Origin of the sequence: Burkholderia sp. THE68 (assembly GCF_009938265.1) — a bacterium.
Lineage (GTDB): Bacteria > Pseudomonadota > Gammaproteobacteria > Burkholderiales > Burkholderiaceae > Caballeronia.
In genome coordinates this window covers 1,304,888-1,327,762 of record NZ_AP022316.1, presented here as the reverse complement: position 1 = coordinate 1,327,762, position 22,875 = coordinate 1,304,888, and the positions used below count along the sequence as shown (strand labels likewise).

Sequence of the window (22,875 nt, the reverse complement as noted above, 5' to 3'; positions counted from 1 at the left end):
TGCTACTCCAGCCAGCCTCTGGCGCGCGCGCCGGCGATGAACGCCCGCACATCGTCACCGAGATTGCTTGCATTGAACGCCTGCTCGAGATCCGCGACGAGCGCCGGGATATCGCGCGTGCCGTCGCAGCGCAAGAGAATCTGCGCCGCGCTCTGATTGAGCTTCACCATGCCTTCGGGATAGAGCAGCACATGGGCATCCTGCGCGGGCTCCCATTGCAGACGAAACAGGCGCTTTAGTTTCGGATGCAACGAATCGTCGGGTGCATCGACTGCTTCCTGCTTGCGTTGGGTCGGGTTGCTGTCGCTCATTGCGGGAAGGCCTTTTCGATCGAATCGAGCATGGTCCAGAGGATATCGAGCTTGAACTGCAGGATATCGAGCGCGCGTTGTTGCTGCTCGCGCGTCCTGAAGTGCGCGAGCGTCACTTCGAGCCCATGTTCGACATCGCGCTGCGCCAGCGACACGCGCGAGCGGAAATACGAAAGTCCTTCAGGCTCGATCCATGTGTAATGCTCGGGCCACATCGCAAGACGATCCTTGTGGATCTGCGGCGCGAACATCTCCGTGAGCGACGAGCACACCGATTCCTGCCACGGCGCGCGGCGCGCGAAGTTCACATATGCATCGACGGCGAAGCGCACGCCGGGCGTCACGAGTTTCAGCGACCAGAGATCGTCGCGCGAGAGGCCCACCGCATCGCCGAGGCGCGCCCATGCCTCGATGCCGCCGGGCTGATCGCCGTGACCGTCGTGATCGAGGATGCGCAGCACCCAGCGGCGCCGCGTTTCGCGATCGGGACAGTTCGACATCACCGCCGCATCCTTCAGCGGAATGTTGATCTGATAGTAGAAGCGGTTCGCGACCCAGCCGCGTATCTGTTCTTTCGAGCAGCCGCCGCTATTCATCTTCACATTGAACGGATGATGAATGTGATACGCCGTGCCCTTCGCGCGCAATTGCGCCTCGAATTCATCGCGCGTCCATGCAGGGCCGTCGTCCTTCACGGCGGTGAAGATCGGGCCTGTGGTCGGGTTCAGCATCGGATCGAGCATCGGGCGGTCTCCAGTCATAGCTCGAAGCTCATGCCGTCGTGCGCGACTTCGATGCCGTGCTCAGACAGAATGCGCCTCTCCGGCCCGTCCTCGATGAGGATCGGGTTCGTGTTGTTGATATGGATCAGCACCTTGCGCACGCCCGCGCGATCGATCGAATCGAGCACGTCGATCATGCCGCCCGCGCCGCTCTGCGCGAGATGGCCCATATCCTTGCCGGTCTTCTTCGTGAGGCCGAGGCGAATCATTTCGTCGTCGGTCCACACGGTGCCATCGACGAGCAGCAGATCGGCTTCGCGCATCGCGTCGAGCACGTGCGATTCGAGCGCGCCGAGCCCTGGCGCGTAGAACGCGCGCTTGCCCGTCGCGGTATTGGTGAACATGAGGCCGATGTTGTCGCCCGTTTCCGGTGCATCGCGATGCGGCGAATAGGGCGGCGCCTTGCTCGACAGCGGCAATGCGTCGATGCTCACGCGCGGCAGTTCCGGCACGCTGGACGATGCGCCATCGAGCGCGATGCGCCTGTGCTCGACACCGCAGTAATGCGCAAGAATCGACGTGACCGGAAAGCCCGTCGAGAGGTCCTGCCATACGGCGTCGGTCGTATAGAGCGGCAGCGGCGTGCCGCGTTCGCGCAGCATCAGAAGACCGGTGACGTGATCGATTTGCGCATCCATCGTGATGACGGCGGCGATGCCGGTGTCGCGCACGCGGCGCGCGGGCTGCAACCCGGGATTCGCCGCGATCTGCGCGAGTATGTCCGGCGATGCGTTGACGAGCAGCCAGTCCTCGCCGTTATCGGTAACAGCAATGGACGATTGCGTGCGCGCACGCGCCGCGATGGCGCCGCGCCGCACGCCGTCGCAATTGCGGCAGTTGCAGTTCCATTGCGGAAAGCCGCCGCCCGCCGATGATCCCAGCACGCGAATTTTCAAGGCAGCATCCTCCGCAGGAGACCGTCGCGATCCACGAGTTGATGTTTCATCGCGCCGAGAAAATGCACCACGATCAGCGCGGCCATGATCCACGCGATCGTCCCGTGGATGCCGAAGAAGATCTCGCGCAGATGCTTGTCGTCCCAGCCCCATTGAGGCAGCGCGAGACCCCAGAATTTCGTGCCGAATTTGTTGAACGATGAGCCGAGATAACCGGTGAGCGGCATCCCCACCATGCCTGCGTATAAAAGAGCCTGCGTAATGCTCGCGGCGGCGCGTTGCCACGTCGGCATCGGCGGCAGAGGCGGCCGGCCATAAGCCAGGCGTACCAGGATGCGCATCAGCACCAGCAGGAAAACCGTGATTCCAAGCGACTTGTGGAAGTTGATAAGGTCCGATTTGAACGGCAGGCCGCGCGGCAGCCCGACCATATAGAAGCCGACGCACAGCATCGCGATGATCGCAATCGCGATCAGCCAGTGCAGCGCGATCAACGGGCGTGCGTAGCGTTCGCCTGCGGCATCGATGCTGCCGTTGCGTGACGTTGCGTCAGTCCGCGCAGTGCTCATGACATCTCTCCCGTGAAAATGGTTTTCGTTCTCCAGGATACAGGTCCATTTTTATCGCCAGGCTAACGATTGGCGATCAGCAATTCCCCCCGTCCGTCCACCGCGAGGTCGCCTGCGTAGCGGCGCGGCAACATCTTGCCCGCGAGTTGTGAAAAGGGTGCGATCTCGCGCGCGAGCATGCGCGTGAGCAGCAGCCAGAACACGTCGAAGCCGCGGCCGCCTTCGGTGAAGGTCGGCGGGATGCGAGATGGCGCGTTTGTCAGCAACAGCGTGCCGCGCCGCATGCCGTATCCCAAGTGTGCGCCCACTTTTCCGCCGATGCAGACCGTGCCCGCGACGAGCCGTGACGCCGCGAAATCGCCCGCATCGCCCGCGACGAGCACCGTGCCGCGCCGCATGCGGTCCGCGAGGCGCGCGCCCGCGTTGCCGTGAATCGCGAGCGTGCCGCCGCTCATGCCTTCCATGTCGCCGGGCAGTGCCGCAGCGGCGAACTCTCCGGCGTTGCCGTGAATCGAAAGCCGTCCGCCCTGCATTTCACACGCGCTGTAAGCGCCCGCGTCGCCATATATGTATAACTCGCCGCCGGACATCTTCATGCCCGCATGGTCGCCCGCCGCGCCATGCACCGTCAGCGTGCCTCGATCCATGTGCGCGCCGATGCTGTCGAGCCAGCACGCGTCGCCTTCGATCGTGAGCGCGGGCGTGTCGGCTTGTTCCAGCGCGATATCGAAGAGATCGCCGAGTGCGCACGTTTCGCCCGCGCCTTGCAGCACGATGCGCGGCAACTCGGTCCGCGATATGGCCGCGAGCGATGCAGGCAGTAATTTCGACCCATCGACGCGAAAGCCCGGCGCACTTTTTACGCGCAACGTGATCGCGTTCATGCGCGGCTCCCGTCGATATCCTTCGACAATTCATGCAGCTTGAAGTGATACGGCCCGAGCTTGCCGCCGTAATTGCCGGCGGAAACGCGCAGCACGCCGCCCGCGCGCCCGATCTTCGTCGCGGCCGCGATGCCGGCTGTCATGGCCGCACCGACATCGGCATCGGTGAGGCCGTCGATCACGATTTCGAGCACGCACGCGACGTCCGGCGTCAGTTCGCTCGTCTTCGACAAACCGACGAGCGTCGGGCAGAACGCATCGTTGGTGGACGCGCTCGCGCCCGCGTACTTCGAGCCGATCTTCGATCCCGAGCGCACCACGCCGCCCGGAAACGGCGTAATGATGTTCGGCAAAGCGTGCATCGCGGCGACCGCTGATTCAGCGGCGTGCAACGCGCTGTCCGTGTCGCGCGCGAGAAACAGCAGATTGCCGCCGCCCACCGCTTTCACCGTCGCGGTGAATTCTTCGCAGACGAACTCGCCGTCCATCACGGGCACGCGCCAGTAGCGTGTGCCGTCGAGCATTTTCGATATCTGATAACCGTCGCCGAAGAAACGCAGGCCCGCGCCGAGCGGCGCGTTGTCGGAGAGCGGCGCGCGCGTCGTCGCCGGATCGATGCCGCCGAACACGGCCGTGGTCGGGCATGTCAGCACGCATTGGCCGACGCGCCGCGCGATTTGCTTGGCCAGTTCCTTCGACGATATCGCGAAGATCAGCACCGCGACGCCTGGCCTGCCATCCGGTGTTTCGTCGGCTGAAAGATCGCGCTCGATGCCCGCTTCGCAGCCGCAATCGATGACGGACGTGGCAAAGCCCGTCAGCGAATTGGCCGCATGCCGCGCCCAGGTCGGCGTATGCGCGGTGATGACGAGGCGTGTCGCCTTCATCGGGAAGGCTTCGGCGAAGGTGTCGTCGATCTGCGTGTCGTTGATGCGCATGCGATCTAGCCTCCGCTCGCGGCGAAGCATGCAACCGGCAGGAGCCTGCCGCCGTTGCAGCATGCGCAGATTTCGTCGTCGCCGATGGCGATGTTCTCGAAGCGCGTCGCGAGATTCGCCTGCGCATAATCGCGCACGCGCTTTTCGATCGCGCGGTCGTACTCGGGGCTGACGTAATGAATGCCGCCCGTGGGCGTCGCGAGCAGCGTGCCGTCGCGCGCGATCAGCGCGCCATCCTTGAATACATACGCGGGCGATGTGAACATGCGTTCGCGATCGGCGTCGTCGCGATACACGGCGATATCCGCCGCCGCGCCCGCGCCGAGATGGCCGCGATCCGTGAGGCCGAGCAGCTTCGCTGGACCGGCGCGCGTGATGATGGCGATGTCGTACAGCGAGAACTCGCGCGTGATCCCGCTTAGCGCGCTTGCGGTTTTCGCATCGGCGTGAAGCGTATCGAGCTGCGCGTCGCGGAAGGACTTGTCCATCAGCAGACGGATCAGATGCGGATAACTCGTGAAGGGCGCGCCATTCGGATGATCGGTCGTCATCGACACGCGCCACGGGTCGTCGACGAGCAGGAAGATTTCCAGCCCGATGATCCATTGCAGCGCGTTCACGAAGCTTTGCTCGCGATACTTGAACGGCACGACGCCGCAGCCCGCATCGCATTCGATATCGCCAAGCACCCATTTGCGCGGCCGGGCCATCGGCGCGTTTTTGAACTGCATCATGGTGTCGCCGGATGCGGTGACCGTCTGACCGAAGATGATCTGGCCGACATCGATCGTCACGTTGGGCCGCGCGTTCACCGCTTCGGCGATCGCGCGCGCGCCGGTTGAAAACTTGCGCGGGCCTTCGGTGCCGTAGCTGTGGAACTGGATATGCGTCAGATGAATGGGCAGACCTTCGGCCGTATCCATCGTCCTGATCGTCGATTCGAGATTGCCCGGCACGCCGAGATTGCTCGCGTGGACATGCAGCGGATGCGGCACGCGCAGATCGGTGAGTGCGCGCGTGAGCGTTTTCAGGACATCGCGCGGCGTGATGCCGTAGTGCACGTGCCTTTCATCGACATCGAGCGAACGCTGATTGAACTTGAACGCCGAGATGCCGCCGGGATTCACCACTTTCACGCCGAGCGCCTTGCTCGAATCGATGGTCCAGCCGACGTAATCGCGCAGGCGCTCGAAGTCTTCATTCGCGGCGAGCATCTGCAGGAAGAGTTCGTCGTTGCCCATCATGACGTAGGCGCCGTGATCGATGATCGGCGTGTCGCCCATTTCCAGATGCGCATGGCGCGCGTTCGACGCGATCATCGCGGGCTCGAACGCGGCCGTATAGCCCATTTCCGCGTAGCGATAGCCGGCCGCGAGCGTGCCCGGCGCACAGACGCCGCACGACGGCAGGCGCATATAGCGGCCTTCGTTCGGACGATCGGGCACGGCGCGCGGATCGTCGCGATGATCTTCCGGCAGCAGCAGGCGCGACAGATTTGTCTTGCCGCCGCCGATATGCGAATGCAGATCGATGCCGCCCGCCATCACGACCATGCCGCTCGCGTCGAAATCGCGCTCGGGCGCGATGGATTCGCCGTTCGCGTTATGGACGATGCGGCCGTCGCGGAAATAGATATCGCGCTTTTCGCCATCGACGCCGTTGGCCGGATCGTAGAGCGTGCCGCCCTTGAGGCGCGTGAGGCTCATGACGGCCTCCCTGCCTGCGCGAGCTGCGCTGCGATCGATGCGACCGTCGGCAGGCCGGAATCGCGCGCGGCGGTGAGCGGCGCGACGACCGAGGTATCGATGCGAAACAGATGCCCGCCACTGTCGATGCCCGGAATCGCGACGGGTATGAAGACGGTCGGGCCGGTGCGAGCGGGCAGTTGCATCGACGGATGGCCGAGGATGATTGCGGGCGTGCTGTCATCGAGCGATGCGGGCAATGGCTCGGGCGTGAAGCTCGAAATCCAGACGAGCGCATCGGTTTCGCCGCGGCTCAGGAGCGTTTCAGTGCGATAGCGATGTGCATCGTGATCGAGCGGCAGGCCGTATGCGACGCGCGTGCGCAGCGGAAAGCCCGAAAGCCACGTTACGGCCTGATTGACGGATGCGGCGCCGTCGTCGCCGGTCAATGCCAGTGCACCGGCGCGCGCGGTGCGGTTGAGCGCCTTGACGATGCGTTGCAATGCCTCGATTGCGAGCGCCGCATGTTTGGTCGACAGCGTCGAAGGCTCGTAGATGAACGCGGTGTACTGCGCAGAATGGATGCGCTCAGTCAGCGCGACGATTTCGTGTGCCGGAATAGGGCGGCCGCCTTCGACGTGCGCGGACCAGAGCGCGAGCGTATCGAAGGGATCGGCGCCGGGCAGGATCGATTCGGTGTGGGCGTTCGCTGCTTTGTCGATGTCACATCCGACGAATACGATGCTCACATCGTGTCCTGCGCCGATTGCGCGCTCGTAGAAGCGCGGATAGCGTCGTGACGGCTCGCACGCGAACACGACGACGAGATCGGCGCGTGAGCGCACTTCCGAGAGCGTCGTGAAGAAGGCGCCGCGGTCTTGCAAGGCGCGGTTGCTGTCGGCGAGCGTGTCGCCGTGCAGATGATCGAGGATGGCGCCGTGTTGCGCCGCGAGTTCATAGAGCGCGCGTGCGCCGGCTACGTCGGTCGCGAGTCCACCGAACAGCGGCCGCCGTGCGTTGGACAGGATCGCCACGGCTCGCGAGAGCGCCGACGCGAGATCGGTGGGTTGACCGTCGATCGTTGGGCTTCGACTTGCGTCGTGTGGGGTGACTTGGGCAAGTGATGCCTTTAGCCTTTCGCAGGCGGTCTGCGGTGCTGACAGGCCGTGGGCGGCGGTGGGTGCGAGCGTGATGTCGTCGCATAGCATTGGGCAGAACGGGCAGGTCCAGGGTTTTGTGGCTCCGGCCTGAGGGTTCTGTGTCGTGGGGGTGGCGGGCATGGTCGTGCTTTTAAGCAAGGCTTATGCCGGTTTGGGGTTGGGGTTGTTTTCGCTGGATCCCGTTTTCGCGTCGGTTTATTAGCGTTGCCCCTGTGCGGGGCGGCAGTCACTTTCTTTGCTGCTGCAAAGAAAGTAACCAAAGAAAGCAGCTTTCCCCATCCAAAGTACTTCATGCCGGCCCCGGCACAGGCGATCGGTCTTGGCACAGCAGTAGCGAGTGCCCTCGTAGGCCTAACCGGGCTTGGACCGCGCACGGTCTGCCACAGCGCACCGCTCGCGTGGCTGGTTCAGCACGAAATGGCTCCGGCCCGCTACGCGGCCGATGGGTCAATCGGGTCTGCGTGGGGTTCTGCGTTTCTATTTTCTCGTCGGTTTTCCCTTGCATACCCAACGGCAGCGCGAAGCGCTGTGCCGAAGCTATTTCGTGCTGAACCAGCGCGTTCAAACGAATAGCACGTCAGACCGTGCGCGGTCCACGCCCGAGGTGGCCTACGAGGGCACTCGCTACAGACGCCACGAGCGAGGAGAAGAACACCCAAATTGCGTGTGACCGCGGGCGTTTCGAGCTGCTTTCTTTGCCTACTTTCTTTGCAGCAGCAAAGAAAGTAGGTGCCGCCCCGCATAGGGGCAACGCTAATAGACCGACACGAACACGGGATCCGACGACAAACAAGCGCAAGAAGCAAAAACAAGAACAAGAACAAAAACCTGCTCCGCATTGCAACACACTGTCACCTATGCATCACCCGATGCAACACCTCCTTGCCAAAGGATTACACCCAAAACCAAAGCCCAAGCCGCTTGGCATGGATATTGAGAGTTCACCCCTCCAAAGCTCCGCGATGCACATCGCCCCGACCCACGTTGCCATCGTGAATCGCGGAAGCCACGAGCCACGCATCGGCGCCGCTACGCGCAGCGAGTTCGAGATCGGCGCAATCGCGGATACCTCCCGCACCGATCACCTCACGCGCACCGGCAAGCGCGCGCACGTCGGCGAAGGTATCGAGATCGGGCCCGGCATACGCGCCCACGTGATCGAGCGTCATCACGATCACGCGCGACGGCCACCACGCGCTCTCGACATGCGCGGACCCAAGCGCGCGCCCGCCGCGATAGTCGAGCGACAGGATCGGCTCGGAGCCGTCAGCCGATGCCTGAGCGATCGCGCCGATGTCGAGCAGGGTTTCGGTGCCGAACACGGGCACGAGCGCCGCCGGCGATGCGGACCGCGTCAGCCGCACGACGCGTTCGACGAGGGCACGCATCGGCGCAAACGCGGTAAAGCCCGCGTCGAGCCAGATGCGCGAGTCCTCGCCGAGGGCATCGCATAGCGCGGCAAGCGCGTGGTCGTGCGCGCCGCGCTGCAGGATCGCGCCCAGATCGGCGACGTACAAGGTGCGCGCGCCGGTGGCGGCGACGAGCGCGCGGGCGATCGCAACCGGATCGCTCGTCGCGCACAACGAAGACTGGATCGGCCGATAGCGCGAACGCTCGCCTCGCACGGCGCGCACCGCGTGGCCGTCGAGCAGATCGAGAACGGGTATCACCTGCATGGATGGCTTTCCTTTGACCAAGATCTTTGTATTCGAGTATCTCACCGGCGGCGGCATCGATCCGGACGCGGCAGGCGCAGGCAGCCTCGCCGATCTCTCCGCGCTGATCGTCGAAGGCCGCGTGATGCGCGACGCCATCGCCGCCGATCTGCGCGCGCTGCCGGGCATCGACGTAACCGTCGCAAGCTCGCGCTTCGAACAGGTCGATGACACGCAAGGCTTCGTGCGCCCGCAACCCGGCGAGCCGGTCATACGCTTCGTCGCCCGCGTGGCGCGCGAACATGACTATGCCTGCATCGTCGCGCCCGAATGCAACGGGCTGCTGCTCAAGCTTTACGATGCCGTCGGCCAGGCGCGCTGGCTCGGCTGCGCGAAGGAGGCGATCCGCGCGGCATCGAGCAAAAGCGCGACGGCCGCGTGCCTCGCCGCGCGCAGCATTGCCGCGACGCCCGCGCTCGAACCCGAAAACGCGGCCGCCGCGATCGGTCGCCGCTGGGTCGTCAAGCCCGACGACGGCGCGGGCGGCCTCGACACCTACGTCTACGACGATCTCGCCGCCGCGCGCGCCGAATACGAAGCGCGCGCGGAAGCGGGCCGCAATCCCGTGCTGCAGGAATGGGTCGACGGCGAGCCGCTGAGTCTTTCGCTGATCTGTCGGGAACGGCTGTCGCGGCTCGTCAGCATCAATCGCCAGCGCATCGGCCTGTCGGATGCGGCGGGCTCGGGGCGGCGCGAGCGCATCGTGCAGTTCGATGGCGTCGATGTCGATCGCATCGACCGGCATGGTCCGCAAGGGCGCGCGCTCGAACGGCTGGCCTTGCGCGTTGCCGAGGCGTTTCCGGGTTTGCGCGGCTTCGCGGGCATCGATGTCGTGTGGCATCCGGAGCGCGGGCCGGTCGTAATCGAGGTGAATCCGCGTCTGACGGTCGCGTATGCGGAACTCAGCCGGCGCGGCGGCAGGAATCTCGCGGCCGAGCTGCTCGCGGCGCATCGCGTGCCCGGCTTCGACGGCGATGCCGGATTGCTGCGCGCATGTGGCGGAGCGGCGTCATGACGGCGCCGGCATCGAACGATGCAGCGGTTTTCGGCTGGGACGTGGGCGGCGCGCACGTCAAGGTGTCGATGGTGACGCGCGCGGGCGCGCTCGCCGATGTCGCGCAATGGGCGTGTCCGCTGTGGCAGGGCATCGCGCATCTGGAGCGCGCGATCGACGGCGTGTTCGAGCGCTGGCCCGTCGCCGCCGATGCATCGGCGCGCCACGCCGTCACGATGACGGGTGAAATGGTCGATCTCTTCGCCGACCGCGCCGAGGGCGTGCACATCCTTACCCGCACGCTCGCGCAACGTCTCGGCGCACGCACCCTGTTCTACGCCGGCGCTGCGGGCTGGCTCGCGCGCTCGGCGTGTCCGGATCGGTGGCGCAGCGTCGCGTCGGCGAACTGGCTCGCGACCGCGCAATGGGTCGCGACGTGCATGCCGGATGCGTTGCTCGTCGATATCGGCAGCACGACGACGGACATCATTCCGATCGTCGGCGGCCGTGTCGCCGCGCGCGGTTCGAACGACGCCGCGCGGCTCATCAGCGGCGAGCTCGTGTATCAGGGCGTCGTACGCACGCCATTGTGCGGGGTTGCGCATCGCATCGCGTTTCGCGGCGAGACGACGGGCGTGATGAACGAATGGTTCGCGACGACCGCGGATGTCTATCGGCTGACGGGCGAGCTGTGGCCCGAGCACGATCAGCATCCGAGCGCCGACAACGGACCGAAGACGGAAGCGGCGAGCCGGGCGCGCATTGCCAGGATGATCGGCCGCGACGCCGCCGATGCGAGCGATGGCGAATGGCGCCGCTTCGCGCAAAGCTGGCGGCACGAACAGTTGCGCACGCTCGAAGCGAATCTCGCGCGCGTGATCGCGCAGGATGCGGCGCTCGCCGCCGCGCCGATCGTGGGCGCGGGGTGCGGGCGCTTTTTGGCGGCGGCGCTGGCGCGGCAGGAGGCGCGCGGTTATGTCGATTTCGCGCGGCTGGCTGGTGTCGCGCATGACGACACGACGCGCGCCGAATGGGTATCGACGTGCGCGCCGAGTGTGGCGGTGGGGCTGCTGGCGTCGATGGCGTCGAAGGGCGCGGCGGGCAACGAGACGCGTCCATACGACGATGCGTCGCCGCGCGCGGCGTGATAGCGTGCGGGATATAGCGAGACGAAGACGTGGTATGGAACCGGGTGCGTGGCCCGGCGGCATGATCGAACGAGGACAGGAATCATGTGGGTGGTGAAGATCGGGGGTAGCCTCGGTCACGACCCGGCGCTGCGCGAGTGGTTGACGCGGCTTTGGGAAGTGGGCGGAGGGCGCGTCGTGATCGTGCCGGGCGGCGGCGACTTCGCGGATGCGGTGCGGCAGTATCAGCACGAATGGCAGTTCGACGATCTGGCCGCCCATAACATGTGCCTGCTCGCGATGGCGCAATACGCGATTCTGATGCAGGGCGTGGTGCCGGAGCTGATGCTGGCGTCGAACGAGGATCGCATTCGGCGTGCGTTGCGGGATGGGCGTGTGGCGGTCTGGGTGCCGACTGATCTGATGCGCTCGACGCCCGATTCGATGACCAACTGGGAGACTACGTCGGATAGCCTGGCGGCGTGGCTCTCTTCTTCGCTCAATGCGGAGCGGTTGATGATCGTTAAGTCTTGTGAGGTGGATGCGGGTGCTTCGATGGAGACGCTGGCCGCGAAAGGCATCGTGGATCGGCGGTTTCCCGCTTTTGTGCGGGATGCCAATTATGTGGTTGAGATTTTTGGTAAGGGCGATGCGGGGGTTATGAGGGATCGGTTGCTTAATGTGGCGGTTTAATGGGTTGGTTTTTTGGTTTGTTGCCGGATCCCGTATTGGTGTTGGTCTATTAGCGTTGCCCCTGTGCGGGGCGGCAGTCACTTTCTTTGCTGCTGCAAAGAAAGTAACCAAAGAAAGCAGCTCGAGACGCCCGCGGTCACACGCAATTTGGGTAGTCTTCTCGTCGTTCGTGGCCCCTGTAGCGAGTGCCCTCGTAGGCCTAACCGGGCTTGGACCGCGCACGGTCTGTCACATCGCACCACATAACACAATGGTTCAGCACCAAATGGCTCCGGCCCGCTTCGCGGCCGATGGGTACATCGGGCCTGCGTGTGCTTCTGCGTTTCTCCTTTTTCGTCGGTTTCCCTCGCATACCCAACGGCAGCGCGAAGCGCTGTGCCGAAGCTATTTCGTGCTGAACCAGCGCGCTCAAACGACTAGCTAGTCAGACCGTGCGCGGTCCAAGCCCGATTAGGCCTGTGAGGGCACTCGCTACAGAGGCCACGAACAACGAGAAGAACACCCAAATTGCGTATGACCGCGGGCGTCTCAAGCTGTTTCTTTGGTTACTTTCTTTGCAGCAGCAAAGAAAGTGACTGCCGCCCCGCACAGGGGCAACGCTAATAGACCGACACGAAAACAGGATTCCATAGAAGCCCAGGCGAACCACCTGGACCCTAACCCCCAACCCCATGCAACACCCGAACCCACTTCTCAACGCGCCTGGGATCAAGCCTCCCCCCGCGTCCTTCGCGTTCCTCACATAAAGCCCCACGAAACCCGGCAATATCCGGCGAGAGCATAAGAATCCTGTCCCGGTCATCCCAACGCAGCGACCCGGCGACCGCGGTCATCACGCCTTTCGACCGCGCATCCGCGATGCACCCCGCCAGCACCCCGACATCGACGCAATCGAACAACGTCCGCCCGTCCTTCAGCGCCGTATCGAACACGATGCCCACAAAACCCAACTGCGCCGCGAGCACAGCAAGCTCACGATCCACGCCATCGTCCGACAGCAACACCGGCACGACCGCCGCCGGCAAGCTCGCCAGATGCCGCAGGCACGCAACAGCCCCCGCCCCCGGCGATACCCCCACCTTCACATAATCGACGCCAGCCGCCGCGACATCGAGCACCCGCGCGGTGATCTCGTCGAGCGCATCGTTGGGCAAATCGCCGATGGTCGCGCTGATCGGCCGCACCGCATACCGCGCGCGCAACTCCCGCACGATCCGCGCGATCTCGCCGACCGCGACGCCTCCAAGCGCCCCCGCGCTCGGCTCCTTCAGGTCGATCAGTTCGGCGCCGGCGTTCGCGGCATCGAATGCTTCGTCGGCCGAGCGGACGCTCGCGAGCAATGCGGTCATCGTCGAAACTCCAGAGGGTTTGCTGCGGAAACAGCGTCAGGTCAGCGCCTTCGCGCGATGCGCCTCGATCGCGCGCAACAGCCATTGCCACGCCTCGCGCTCGGCGTCGCCCGCGGTCTTGTCGATGGCGATGCGCAGATACGCGATCTCGCTATCCACCTTCTCAGCCGGCAGCATGAAGAGCCGGCTCACGAGAATCGCGCCTTCGACGACCGCCGCCTGCGCACGGTTGAAGCCCGCGAACGGCGCATGGTTTGCGCGATGCACGCATTCCATGCGCAATGTGGGACGCGTTTCGTCGTCGAGTATTTCGGCTAGACGCAGCTCAGTGTGCGCGAGCGTTGTCGCGAGCCGCACGCTAGGAACGGTGTCCGCCGCGACCGTCGGCCAGTCGCGCGCGAAGCCCGTCACGCAGCCGGCGAAGACGCGCACGTCCGTCGTGAAGTTGATCACGGCGCTCTTCGTGGATAGCACGTTGTCGAGCGTCGTCGATGGACGGAACGGCGCGAGAATCGCGGTGCCTTCTTCGAAGCGCACGCCCATCGGCGCGATGTGCGGCCGGCCATCGCGGTCCGCAGTCGTGACGATGGTTTCGTAAATCATGATGGTCGGCCAGGGAATTCGTGACCGCACGAAAGAACCGCGAAACGCAGGGGCGCGGCTTCGTGCGGGTTGGCCCGCATTCAGCGGGTAGCGATATACATCGTGATTTCAAAGCCAAAACGCATATCGGTGAAGCTAGGGGTAGTCCATTGCATGGGCGTTCCTCCATCTGAGTAGGTTGATGTCGCTTCAATCATATGCCGATGCAGACGCCGGCCATTCGACGATGCAAGCGCCATGCCAGTGACATGAAGCGGATGCCGAAGAGCGCCGCTTGCGCTGCGTGCAACTCGACTGTGACGGAATCAGAACAAAGTGTCCCATCCGGTGATCGATGTTCGCATCAGGGCAAATCCGGAATAAGGCATTGCTTATGCCCGCACAAGTTAATCGTGAATTCCTTTCCTCGCGGCCACTGCTTACTCTGCAATCACAGCAGGCGCAGGTCTCTTTCACCGTCACTGTCGAGGAAACGGAATGAACGACTTCAGCAAGGCCGCCGTCGAGGCGGCGCGCAATCCGTCCGATCCGCGCTCGCGCTATGCGGCCGGCGTCATGAAGTATCGCGAGATGGGCTACTGGCAGCCCGACTACACGCCGAAGGACACCGACGTCATCGCGCTCTTTCGCATCACGCCGCAAGCGGGCGTCGAGCCCGAGGAAGCGGCGGCCGCCGTGGCGGGGGAATCGTCGACGGCGACATGGACCGTTGTGTGGACCGACCGCCTCACCGCATGCGACATGTATCGCGCGAAGGCGTATCGCGTCGAACTGGTGCCCAACGCGCGCGCCGACGAGCCGCAGTACTTCGCGTACATCGCTTACGAGCTCGATCTGTTCGAGGAAGGATCGGTCGCGAACCTGACGGCGTCGATCATCGGCAATGTGTTCGGCTTCAAGCCGCTCAAGGCGCTGCGTCTCGAGGACATGCGTATTCCGGTTGCGTATCTGAAGACGTTTCAGGGACCGCCGACGGGCATCATCGTCGAGCGCGAGCGGCTCGACAAATACGGGCGGCCGCTGCTCGGCGCGACGGTGAAGCCGAAGCTCGGTTTGTCGGGCAAGAACTATGGGCGCGTGGTGTATGAAGGGCTGAAGGGCGGGCTCGATTTTCTGAAGGACGATGAGAACATCAACTCGCAGGCGTTCATGCACTGGCGCGACCGCTATCTGTTCGCGATGGAAGCGGTGGCCCGCGCGCAGGCCGAAACCGGCGAGGTGAAAGGCCATTACCTGAACGTGACCGCCGGCACGATGGAAGACATGTACGAGCGCGCGGAGTTCGCGAAGGAACTGGGCTCGTGCATCGTGATGATCGATCTCGTGATCGGCTGGACCGCGATCCAGTCGATGTCGAAGTGGGCGCGCCGCAATGACATGATCCTGCATCTGCATCGCGCGGGGCATGGGACTTATACGCGGCAGCGCAATCATGGCATCTCGTTTCGCGTGATCGCGAAGTGGCTGCGCATGGCGGGCGTGGATCATGCCCATGCGGGCACGGCCGTGGGCAAGCTGGAAGGCGATCCGTTGTCGGTGCAGGGGTACTACAACGTGTGCCGTGAGGCGCGCAATGAAGTCGATCTGTCGCGTGGGATTTTCTTCGATCAGCCTTGGGCGGGATTGCGGAAGGTGATGCCCGTGGCGTCGGGCGGCATTCACGCCGGGCAGATGCATCAGTTGCTCGATCTCTTTGGCGATGACTGCATTCTGCAATTCGGTGGCGGCACGATCGGGCATCCGCAAGGGATTCAGGCCGGGGCGACGGCCAATCGCGTCGCGCTCGAGGCGATGGTCAAGGCGCGCAATGAAGGGCGGGATATAGCAAATGAAGGGTTGGATATTCTCGATGCCGCTGCGCGTGGGTGTACGCCGTTGAGGCAGGCGCTCGAGACCTGGCGCGATGTCACTTTCAATTATGCGTCGACGGATACGCCGGATTTTGCTGTTACTGCTTCGGCTTCGGTTTGATGCTTAGTGTTGTCGCCGGATCCCGTTAGCGTGTAGGTTTGTTAGCGTTGCCCCTGTGCGGGGCGGCAGTCACTTTCTTTGCTGCTGCAAAGAAAGTAACCAAAGAAAGCAGCTCGAGACGCCCGCGGTCACACGCAATTTGGGTGTTCTTCTCGTCGTTCGTGGGCTCTGTAGCGAGTGCCCTCGTAGGCCTAACCGGGCTTGGACCGCGCACGGTCTGACTAGCCAGTTGTTTAAGCGCGCTGGTTCAGCACGAAATGGCTTCGGCACAGCGCTATGCGCTGCCGTCGGGTATGCAAGGGAAACCGACGAGAAAAGAGAAACGCAGAAGCACACGCAGTCCCGATTGACCCGTCGGCCGCGAAGCGGGCCGGAGCCATTTCGTGCTGAACCAGCGTGTTATGTGGTGCGATGTGACAGACCGTGCGCGGTCCAAGCCCGGTCTGGCCTTTGAGGGCACTCGCTACTGCTGTGCCCTAGATGTTCGCCTGTGCCGGGGCCGGCATGAAGTACTTTGGATGGGGAAAGCTGTTTCTTTGGTTACTTTCTTTGCAGCAGCAAAGAAAGTGACTGCCGCCCCGCACAGGGGCAGTGCTAATAGACCGACACGATCACAGGATTCCCCGAATGAAACCCATCAACTTCAGGATACCGAAATGCTCATAACACAAGGAACCTTCTCTTTCCTTCCTCCCTTGACCGATGAGGAAATCTCCGCCCAGATCAACTACGCATTAGATCAAGGCTGGGCCTGCTCGGTGGAATTCACCGACGATCCCCACCCTCGAAACACCTATTGGGAAATGTGGGGCCTCCCCATGTTCGATCTCCACGACGCCGCCGGCGTGCTGATGGAAGTGAACGCCTGCCGCAAGACCTACCCCGATCACTACATCAAGGTGAACGCTTTCGACTCGGTACGCGGTTTCGAAACCATGCGCCTGTCATTCATGGTCAACCGCCCCGAACAGGAACAGGGCTTCCGCCTCGAACGCCAGGACGAAAGAAGCCGCGTGCAGCGCTACGCGATCCGCACCTACGCCACCGATCGTCCGAGCGGCGAGCGCTATCGATGAGGAGAGTAAATCATGAGCGCCGAAGCCACGCTCGAAAAGGAAGCCCTCGCAACACATGCCGATCTGATGGCGCTCTATCGCGAATCGCGCATCGGCGAAGTGCTGGCGGAACTCGACCGCGATCTCATCGGTCTTGCGCCTGTCAAGACTCGTATCCGCGAGATCGCCGCGCATCTGCTCGTTGAGCGCGCCCGCGCGACGCTCGGTATCGCGTCGGGTGCGCCCACGCTGCACATGTGTTTCTCGGGCAATCCCGGCACCGGCAAGACCACGGTCGCGCTGCGCATGGCGCAGGTGCTGCACCGGCTCGGCTATATCCGCCGCAATCATCTCGTCTCGGTGACGCGCGACGACCTCGTCGGCCAGTACATCGGCCACACCGCGCCCAAAACGCGCGAAGTGCTCAAGCGCGCGATGGGCGGCGTGCTGTTCATCGACGAGGCCTATTACCTGTATCGCCCGGAGAACGAGCGCGACTACGGGCAGGAAGCGATTGAAATCCTGCTGCAGACCATGGAAAACCAGCGCGACGATCTCGTCGTGATTCTCGCGGGATACGAATCGCGCATGGAAACGTTCTTCCACAGCAATCCGGGCTTTCGTTCGCGCATCGCGCATCACCTCGTGTTTCCGGACTATGCGCCCGATGAGCTGCTGCAGATCGCCGAGCACATGCTGACCGACATGCACTACCGCTTCGACGACGACGCGCGCCGCGCCTTCGAAGAGTATCTCGCACGCCGCATCAGGCAACCGAACTTCGCCAACGCGCGCTCGGTGCGCAATGCGCTCGACCGCGCGCGCCTGCGTCAGGCAAATCGTCTTTTCGCGGCCGCCGAAAGCGGCAGCGGCGCTGCCGACGCCCACGCGCTGATGCAACTCGACGCGAGCGATATCCGCGCGAGCCGCGTGTTCACCGATTCATGACGACAGGGAGAAGCGCGATGCAGGATGGACGCACGACCTTATCGAAGTTCCTGATCGACACGCTGGACCGCAAGCCCGGTCCCGAAGCGGCGAGCGGCCTGTCGGCGCTGCTGATCGATGTGGCCGCGTCGATCAAGACGATCGCCGCCGCATTGACGCGCGGCGCGCTCGGCGGACAGCACGGCACGGCCCATTCGATCAACACGCACGGCGAGGAACAGAAGAAGCTCGACCTCGTGACCAACGACATCTTCCTGCAGCATTGCGAATGGGACGGACTGCTCGCGGGCATGGTGTCGGAAGAGATGGACGCAGTCTATGCGATTCCCGATGCCTATCCGCGCGGCGAGTATCTGCTCGCGTTCGATCCGCTCGACGGCTCATCGAATATCGATATCAACGGCGTGGTCGGCTCGATCTTTTCCGTGCTCAGACGCGGCGCCGACGAAGACCAACCCGCCGACGAAGCCGCGTTCCTGCGCCCCGGCCGCGAGCAGGTCGCGGCGGGCTACGCGATCTACGGCCCATCGACGATGCTCGTGCTCTCCGTCGGCAATGGCACGCACGGCTTCACGCTGGAACGCGATGTCGGCAACTTCGTGCTCACGCATTCCGATATCCGCATTCCCGAGGATTCATGCGAGTTCGCGATCAACGTATCGAACGAGCGCTTCTGGGAGCCGCCCGTGCGCCGCTACGTGCAGGAATGCAAGGACGGCCGCACCGGCTGCCGCACGCAGGACTTCAACATGCGCTGGATCGCGTCGATGGTCGCCGAAGTGCATCGCATCCTGATGCGCGGCGGCGTCTTCATGTATCCACGCGACTTCAAGACGCCCGAGATGGAAGGGCGCCTGCGTCTGCTTTACGAAGCAAGCCCGATGAGCTTCCTCGTCGAACAGGCGGGCGGACTGTCGATCACGGGACGCGAGCGCATTCTCGATGTCGAGCCGAAAGCACTGCATCAACGCGTGCCGGTGATTCTCGGTTCACGCAACGAAGTCCAGCGCATTCAGCGCTATCACGGCGAATACGATCGCGGCGAGGACAAGCCGTTCACGTCGCCGTTGTTCAAGGAACGCTCGTTGTTCCTGCCGGAAACGCAAGCGTGAATCGCATCTGAAACAGCGCTCATTACATAACAGCAGGGAGGCAAGCGCATGTCAGTCAAGCATCCGATCGTCGCGGTGACGGGCTCCAGCGGCGCCGGCACCACCACCGTCATGAAGAGCTTCACGCATATCTTCAGGCGCGAAAAAATCAATGCGCAAATCGTCGAAGGCGACGCATTTCATCGCTACGATCGTCTCGGCATGCGCGAGGCGATGAAGCAGAGCGAACGCGACGGCCTCGTCAACTTCAGCCACTTCGGGCCGGAAGCAAACCTGCTCGAAGAACTCGAAACCCTGTTCGATACCTACGGCGAAACGGGCGGCGGCAAGTTTCGCCATTACGTCCACGATGAAGGCGAAGCCGCGCACTACAGGCAGGACGCGGGAACCTTCACGCCGTGGGAAGACATCACGCCCGGCACGGACATGATGTTCTACGAAGGCCTGCATGGCGGCGCGGTGACCGGCAAGGTCGATATCGCGCGTCATGCGGATCTGCTCGTCGGCGTGGTGCCGATCATCAATCTCGAATGGATTCAGAAGCTGCATCGCGATCAGACGATGCGCGGCTATTCGCACGAGGCGGTCGTCGATACGATCCTGCGCCGCATGCCCGATTACGTGAACTACATCTGTCCGCAGTTCTCGCGCACGCATGTGAATTTCCAGCGCGTGCCGACCGTGGATACGTCGAACCCGTTCACCGCGCGCGAGATTCCGCAGCCCGACGAGAGCTTCGTCGTGATCCGCTTCGCCAAGCCGAAGGGCATCGACTTTCCGTATCTGCTGACGATGCTGCATGACTCGTTCATGTCGCGCCCGAATGTGATCGTCGTGCCGGGCGGCAAGATGGGTCTCGCGATGCAGCTCATCTTCACGCCGATGATTCTGCAGTTGCGCGACCGCTGCGCGCGCGCCTGAGACAGGTTTCTCATCTTCGCATCGAAAGGAGGCATCTCATGAATGCCGTCGCTGAAGCTTTGCCCCGACTTAATCGCTCACCCGACTCACACGATACGCGCCAGATGGCGAACGCGCTGCGCATGCTCGCCGTCGATGCCGTGAGCCAGGCGAACTCCGGTCACCCCGGCATGCCGATGGGCATGGCGGAGATCGCGGTCGCACTGTGGGGACGTCATCTGAAGCACAACCCCGCCGATCCCGACTGGCCGGATCGCGACCGCTTCGTGCTGTCGAACGGTCATGGCTCGATGCTGCTCTACGCGCTGCTGCATCTGAGCGGCTATGACGTGTCCATCGACGAGATCAGACGCTTTCGGCAGATGGGCAGCAAGACGCCCGGGCATCCGGAAGTGGGCGTGACGCCAGGCGTCGAAACGACGACCGGGCCGCTCGGACAGGGTTTGACCAATGCGGTCGGCATGGCGCTGGCTGAAGCCTTGCTCGCGCGCGAGTTCAATCGGCCGGGGCATGAGATCGTCGATCATCGCACGTATGTGTTCGTGGGCGACGGCTGTCTGATGGAAGGCGTGTCGCATGAGGCAGCGTCGCTCGCGGGCACGTTGCGGCTCGGCAAGCTCACCGTGCTCTACGACGACAACGGCATTTCGATCGACGGCCACGTGGACGGCTGGTTTGCCGACGATACGCCGAAGCGCTTCGAGTCCTACGGCTGGCATGTCGTGCGCGCGGTGGACGGCCACGATGTCGACGACGTGTCGCACGCGTTGCAACTGGCGCGCGAGTCGGATCGTCCGACGCTCATCTGCTGCAAGACGGTGATCGGCCTTGGCGCGCCGAAGCTGGCCGGCACGCACGACGTGCATGGCGCGCCGCTGCCCGCCGACGAAGTCGATGCGACGCGCCGCGCGCTCGACTGGACGCATGCGCCGTTCGAGATTCCGTCTTCGATCCGCGCGTCGTGGGACGCGCGCGAGGCCGGCGCGGCGGCGCAGCAAGACTGGCATCGCCGTATGGACGCCTATCGCCGCGTGTTTCCGCGCGAAGCCGCCGAGTTCGAGCGCCGTGCGCGCGGCGCGCTGCCCGCGAACTGGCGCGACACCGCGCATGCGCTGGTGCGCGACGCGGACCGCGCGCGGCAGACGGTCGCGACGCGCAAGGCCTCGCAACTCGCGATCGAGGGCCTCGCGCGCGCGTTGCCCGAACTGCTCGGCGGCTCGGCCGACCTGACCGGATCGAACCTCACGCGCTGGAAGGACGCGGTCGATGTAACCGCCGCGCCGGAAAAGGGCAATTACATCCACTTCGGCGTGCGCGAGTTCGGCATGAGCGCGGTGCTGAACGGCGTCGCGCTGCATCGAGGTTATCTGCCGTTCGGCGGGACCTTCCTCACCTTCTCCGACTACTCGCGCAACGCGCTGCGCATGGCCGCATTGATGAAGACGCGCACGGTGTTCGTCTTCACGCATGATTCGATCGGTCTCGGGGAGGACGGCCCGACGCATCAGCCGATCGAGCATGCCGCGAGCCTGCGCATGATTCCGGGCCTCGACGTGTGGCGTCCCTGCGATACGGTCGAGACGATGCAGGCGTGGATCAGCGCCGTCGAGCGCGACCGGCCTTCGTGTCTGTTGCTGTCGCGCCAGAACCTGCCGTTCGTGCCGCGCGACGAGGCGCAGATCGACGGCATCGAGCGCGGCGGCTACGTGCTCGCCGACTGGCCCTCGACATGCGAACGCGATGCGCGCCGCGTCGTGCTGATCGCGACGGGCTCGGAAGTGGCGCTCGCGCTCGCGGCTGTCGAGCCGCTGAAGCAAGAGGGCATTCTGGCGCGCGTCGTGTCGATGCCGTCGACCACCGTATTCGATCGTCAATGCAACGTGTGGCGCGAACGCGTGATGCCGGAAGGCGTGCCGCGCGTCGCGATCGAAGCGGGCGTCACGTCGCTCTGGCGGCAGTACGTGGGTTTGAAGGGCGGTGTGATCGGCATCGACCGCTTCGGCGAATCCGCGCCCGCGAGCGAACTGTTCGCGCACTTCGGCGTGACGACCGACGCGCTCGTCGAGGAAGCGCGCCGCGTGGCGGCCTGAATTTTCGCTACTTGCATGGAGACATCACGATGGCTTTCATCGCATTGAGGCAGTTGCTGGATCACGCGGCGGAGCACGGCTACGGCGTGCCCGCGTTCAACGTCAACAACATGGAGCAGGTGCACGCGATCATGCAGGCGGCCGAGGCGACGCGAAGTCCCGTGATCCTGCAGGCGTCGGCGGGCGCGCGCAAGTATGCGGGCGAGCCGTATCTGCGGCATCTGGTGCTTGCTGCCGTCGAGGCGCATCCGGATATTCCGGTGGTGCTGCATCAGGATCATGGCGCGAGTCCGTCCGTGTGCCAGCAGGCGATCCGCTCGGGCTTCACGTCCGTGATGATGGACGGCTCGCTCATGCCCGATCAGAAAACACCCGCCGATTACGACTACAACGTGGAGGTGAGCCGGCGCGTCGTGGAGGCGGCGCATTCGGTGGGCGTATCGGTGGAGGGCGAACTGGGCTGTCTCGGCTCGCTGGAGACGGGGCGCGCGGGCGAGGAGGATGGCGTCGGCGCGGAAGGGACGCTGAGCCACGATCGCCTGCTGACCGACCCCGACGAAGCGCGCGCGTTCGTCGAGGCGACCGGCATCGATGCGCTCGCGATCGCCATCGGCACGTCGCACGGCGCGTACAAGTTCAGCCGCCAGCCGACGGGCGATATTCTCGCGATCGACCGCATCGCGGAAATTCACGCGCGCGTGCCGGATACGCATCTCGTGATGCACGGGTCGTCGTCGGTGCCGCAGGAATGGCTCGCGATTATCCGCGAACATGGCGGCGACATTCCGGCGACTTTCGGCGTGCCGGTGGAGGAAATCCGGCGCGGCATCGCGAACGGCGTGAGGAAGGTGAACATCGACACGGATATACGTCTCGCGATGACGGGCGCGATGCGCCGCGCGATGGCGTCGGCGAAGTCGGAGTTCGATCCGCGGCACGCGCTGAAGGCCGCGACGGCGGCGGCGCGGGAGTTGTGTATCGAGCGGTTCGAGGCGTTCGGTTGCGCGGGGCATGCGGATAGAATCAGGCCGCTGGGGCTGGAGGCGATGGCGCGGAAGTATCACTGAGGGGA

At 64.1% G+C, this 22,875-nt stretch carries 22 protein-coding genes; 10 read left to right on the top strand and 12 right to left on the bottom strand.

Annotation, left to right across the window (positions count from 1 at the left end):
• Positions 1-2: 2 nt before the first annotated feature.
• The 9 genes from pqqD to BTHE68_RS19675 all read right to left on the bottom strand — a co-directional run bounded on the left by pqqD (position 3) and on the right by BTHE68_RS19675 (position 8,901).
• The gene (gene pqqD / locus BTHE68_RS19715; RefSeq protein WP_225936295.1) at positions 3-311 is read right to left on the bottom strand and encodes a pyrroloquinoline quinone biosynthesis peptide chaperone PqqD; all 309 of its coding nucleotides are present in this window, start codon (positions 309-311) and stop codon (positions 3-5) included.
• The gene (gene pqqC / locus BTHE68_RS19710) at positions 308-1,054 is read right to left on the bottom strand and encodes a pyrroloquinoline-quinone synthase PqqC (RefSeq protein WP_162067918.1); all 747 of its coding nucleotides are present in this window, start codon (positions 1,052-1,054) and stop codon (positions 308-310) included. Before pqqC ends, pqqD begins: the two co-directional genes overlap by 4 nt.
• Positions 1,055-1,068: 14 nt before the next feature.
• Positions 1,069-1,989 carry a pyrroloquinoline quinone biosynthesis protein PqqB gene (gene pqqB / locus BTHE68_RS19705; protein WP_162067917.1) on the bottom strand — a complete coding sequence of 307 codons (921 nt, stop codon included), beginning with the start codon at positions 1,987-1,989 and terminating at the stop codon, positions 1,069-1,071.
• Complete coding sequence (locus tag BTHE68_RS19700) at positions 1,986-2,558, bottom strand: cytochrome b (RefSeq protein WP_162067916.1); 573 nt, start codon at positions 2,556-2,558, stop codon at positions 1,986-1,988. The genes pqqB and BTHE68_RS19700 overlap by 4 nt, the downstream gene beginning before the upstream one ends.
• Before the next feature lie 62 nt (positions 2,559-2,620).
• Complete coding sequence (locus tag BTHE68_RS19695) at positions 2,621-3,442, bottom strand: formylmethanofuran dehydrogenase subunit C (RefSeq protein WP_162067915.1); 822 nt, start codon at positions 3,440-3,442, stop codon at positions 2,621-2,623.
• The gene (fhcD, locus tag BTHE68_RS19690) at positions 3,439-4,380 is read right to left on the bottom strand and encodes a formylmethanofuran--tetrahydromethanopterin N-formyltransferase (protein ID WP_162067914.1); all 942 of its coding nucleotides are present in this window, start codon (positions 4,378-4,380) and stop codon (positions 3,439-3,441) included. Before fhcD ends, BTHE68_RS19695 begins: the two co-directional genes overlap by 4 nt.
• A 5-nt stretch (positions 4,381-4,385) precedes the next feature.
• The gene (locus BTHE68_RS19685) at positions 4,386-6,086 is read right to left on the bottom strand and encodes a formylmethanofuran dehydrogenase subunit A (RefSeq protein WP_162067913.1); all 1,701 of its coding nucleotides are present in this window, start codon (positions 6,084-6,086) and stop codon (positions 4,386-4,388) included.
• Positions 6,083-7,345 carry a molybdopterin-binding domain-containing protein gene (locus tag BTHE68_RS19680; RefSeq protein WP_162067912.1) on the bottom strand — a complete coding sequence of 421 codons (1,263 nt, stop codon included), beginning with the start codon at positions 7,343-7,345 and terminating at the stop codon, positions 6,083-6,085. The genes BTHE68_RS19685 and BTHE68_RS19680 overlap by 4 nt, the downstream gene beginning before the upstream one ends.
• Positions 7,346-8,166: 821 nt before the next feature.
• On the bottom strand, positions 8,167-8,901 hold the full coding sequence (locus BTHE68_RS19675) for a HisA/HisF-related TIM barrel protein (RefSeq protein WP_162067911.1): 735 nt from the start codon (positions 8,899-8,901) through the stop codon (positions 8,167-8,169).
• Positions 8,902-8,914: 13 nt separating this feature from the next.
• Here BTHE68_RS19675 and BTHE68_RS19670 point away from each other — a divergent pair, with 13 nt between their 5' ends.
• From BTHE68_RS19670 to BTHE68_RS19660, 3 genes are all read left to right on the top strand, one after another.
• Complete coding sequence (locus BTHE68_RS19670; RefSeq protein ID WP_162067910.1) at positions 8,915-9,955, top strand: ATP-grasp domain-containing protein; 1,041 nt, start codon at positions 8,915-8,917, stop codon at positions 9,953-9,955.
• On the top strand, positions 9,952-11,082 hold the full coding sequence (locus BTHE68_RS19665) for a hydantoinase/oxoprolinase family protein (RefSeq protein ID WP_162067909.1): 1,131 nt from the start codon (positions 9,952-9,954) through the stop codon (positions 11,080-11,082). The genes BTHE68_RS19670 and BTHE68_RS19665 overlap by 4 nt, the downstream gene beginning before the upstream one ends.
• Positions 11,083-11,166: 84 nt before the next feature.
• Positions 11,167-11,754 (top strand): amino acid kinase family protein, encoded by a 588-nt coding sequence (locus BTHE68_RS19660; RefSeq protein WP_162067908.1) that lies wholly within the window; start codon positions 11,167-11,169, stop codon positions 11,752-11,754.
• A 656-nt stretch (positions 11,755-12,410) separates the two neighbouring features.
• On the opposite strand, the gene BTHE68_RS19655 is transcribed toward BTHE68_RS19660, so the two are convergent.
• The 3 genes from BTHE68_RS19655 to pqqA form a co-directional block, all read right to left on the bottom strand.
• A complete protein-coding gene (locus BTHE68_RS19655) occupies positions 12,411-13,103 on the bottom strand; it encodes a (5-formylfuran-3-yl)methyl phosphate synthase (protein WP_162067907.1) in 693 nt (230 codons plus the stop codon).
• A 36-nt stretch (positions 13,104-13,139) separates the two neighbouring features.
• On the bottom strand, positions 13,140-13,706 hold the full coding sequence (locus BTHE68_RS19650) for a DUF447 domain-containing protein (RefSeq protein ID WP_162067906.1): 567 nt from the start codon (positions 13,704-13,706) through the stop codon (positions 13,140-13,142).
• 80 nt (positions 13,707-13,786) lie between these two features.
• Positions 13,787-13,861 carry a pyrroloquinoline quinone precursor peptide PqqA gene (pqqA, locus tag BTHE68_RS19645; RefSeq protein ID WP_008354335.1) on the bottom strand — a complete coding sequence of 25 codons (75 nt, stop codon included), beginning with the start codon at positions 13,859-13,861 and terminating at the stop codon, positions 13,787-13,789.
• A gap of 322 nt (positions 13,862-14,183) precedes the next feature.
• On the opposite strand from pqqA, the gene BTHE68_RS19640 reads away from it, so the two are divergent.
• The 7 genes from BTHE68_RS19640 (at position 14,184) to fba (ending at position 22,870) form a co-directional block, all read left to right on the top strand.
• Positions 14,184-15,677 (top strand): form I ribulose bisphosphate carboxylase large subunit, encoded by a 1,494-nt coding sequence (locus BTHE68_RS19640; RefSeq protein WP_162067905.1) that lies wholly within the window; start codon positions 14,184-14,186, stop codon positions 15,675-15,677.
• Positions 15,678-16,333: 656 nt separating this feature from the next.
• Positions 16,334-16,753: a ribulose bisphosphate carboxylase small subunit gene (locus BTHE68_RS19635; RefSeq protein WP_162067904.1), complete on the top strand. Its 420-nt coding sequence runs from the start codon at positions 16,334-16,336 to the stop codon at positions 16,751-16,753.
• Positions 16,754-16,765: 12 nt separating this feature from the next.
• Positions 16,766-17,680 carry a CbbX protein gene (cbbX, locus tag BTHE68_RS19630; protein ID WP_162067903.1) on the top strand — a complete coding sequence of 305 codons (915 nt, stop codon included), beginning with the start codon at positions 16,766-16,768 and terminating at the stop codon, positions 17,678-17,680.
• A 17-nt stretch (positions 17,681-17,697) separates the two neighbouring features.
• Positions 17,698-18,792 carry a class 1 fructose-bisphosphatase gene (locus tag BTHE68_RS19625; RefSeq protein ID WP_162067902.1) on the top strand — a complete coding sequence of 365 codons (1,095 nt, stop codon included), beginning with the start codon at positions 17,698-17,700 and terminating at the stop codon, positions 18,790-18,792.
• Positions 18,793-18,840: 48 nt separating this feature from the next.
• Positions 18,841-19,713 (top strand): phosphoribulokinase, encoded by an 873-nt coding sequence (locus tag BTHE68_RS19620; protein ID WP_162067901.1) that lies wholly within the window; start codon positions 18,841-18,843, stop codon positions 19,711-19,713.
• Between the two features lie 38 nt (positions 19,714-19,751).
• Positions 19,752-21,803, top strand: a complete 2,052-nt coding sequence (gene tkt, locus BTHE68_RS19615; protein ID WP_162067900.1) for a transketolase — start codon at positions 19,752-19,754, stop codon at positions 21,801-21,803.
• 29 nt (positions 21,804-21,832) lie between these two features.
• Positions 21,833-22,870, top strand: a complete 1,038-nt coding sequence (gene fba / locus BTHE68_RS19610) for a class II fructose-bisphosphate aldolase (RefSeq protein ID WP_162067899.1) — start codon at positions 21,833-21,835, stop codon at positions 22,868-22,870.
• The last annotated feature ends 5 nt before the right edge of the window (positions 22,871-22,875 follow it).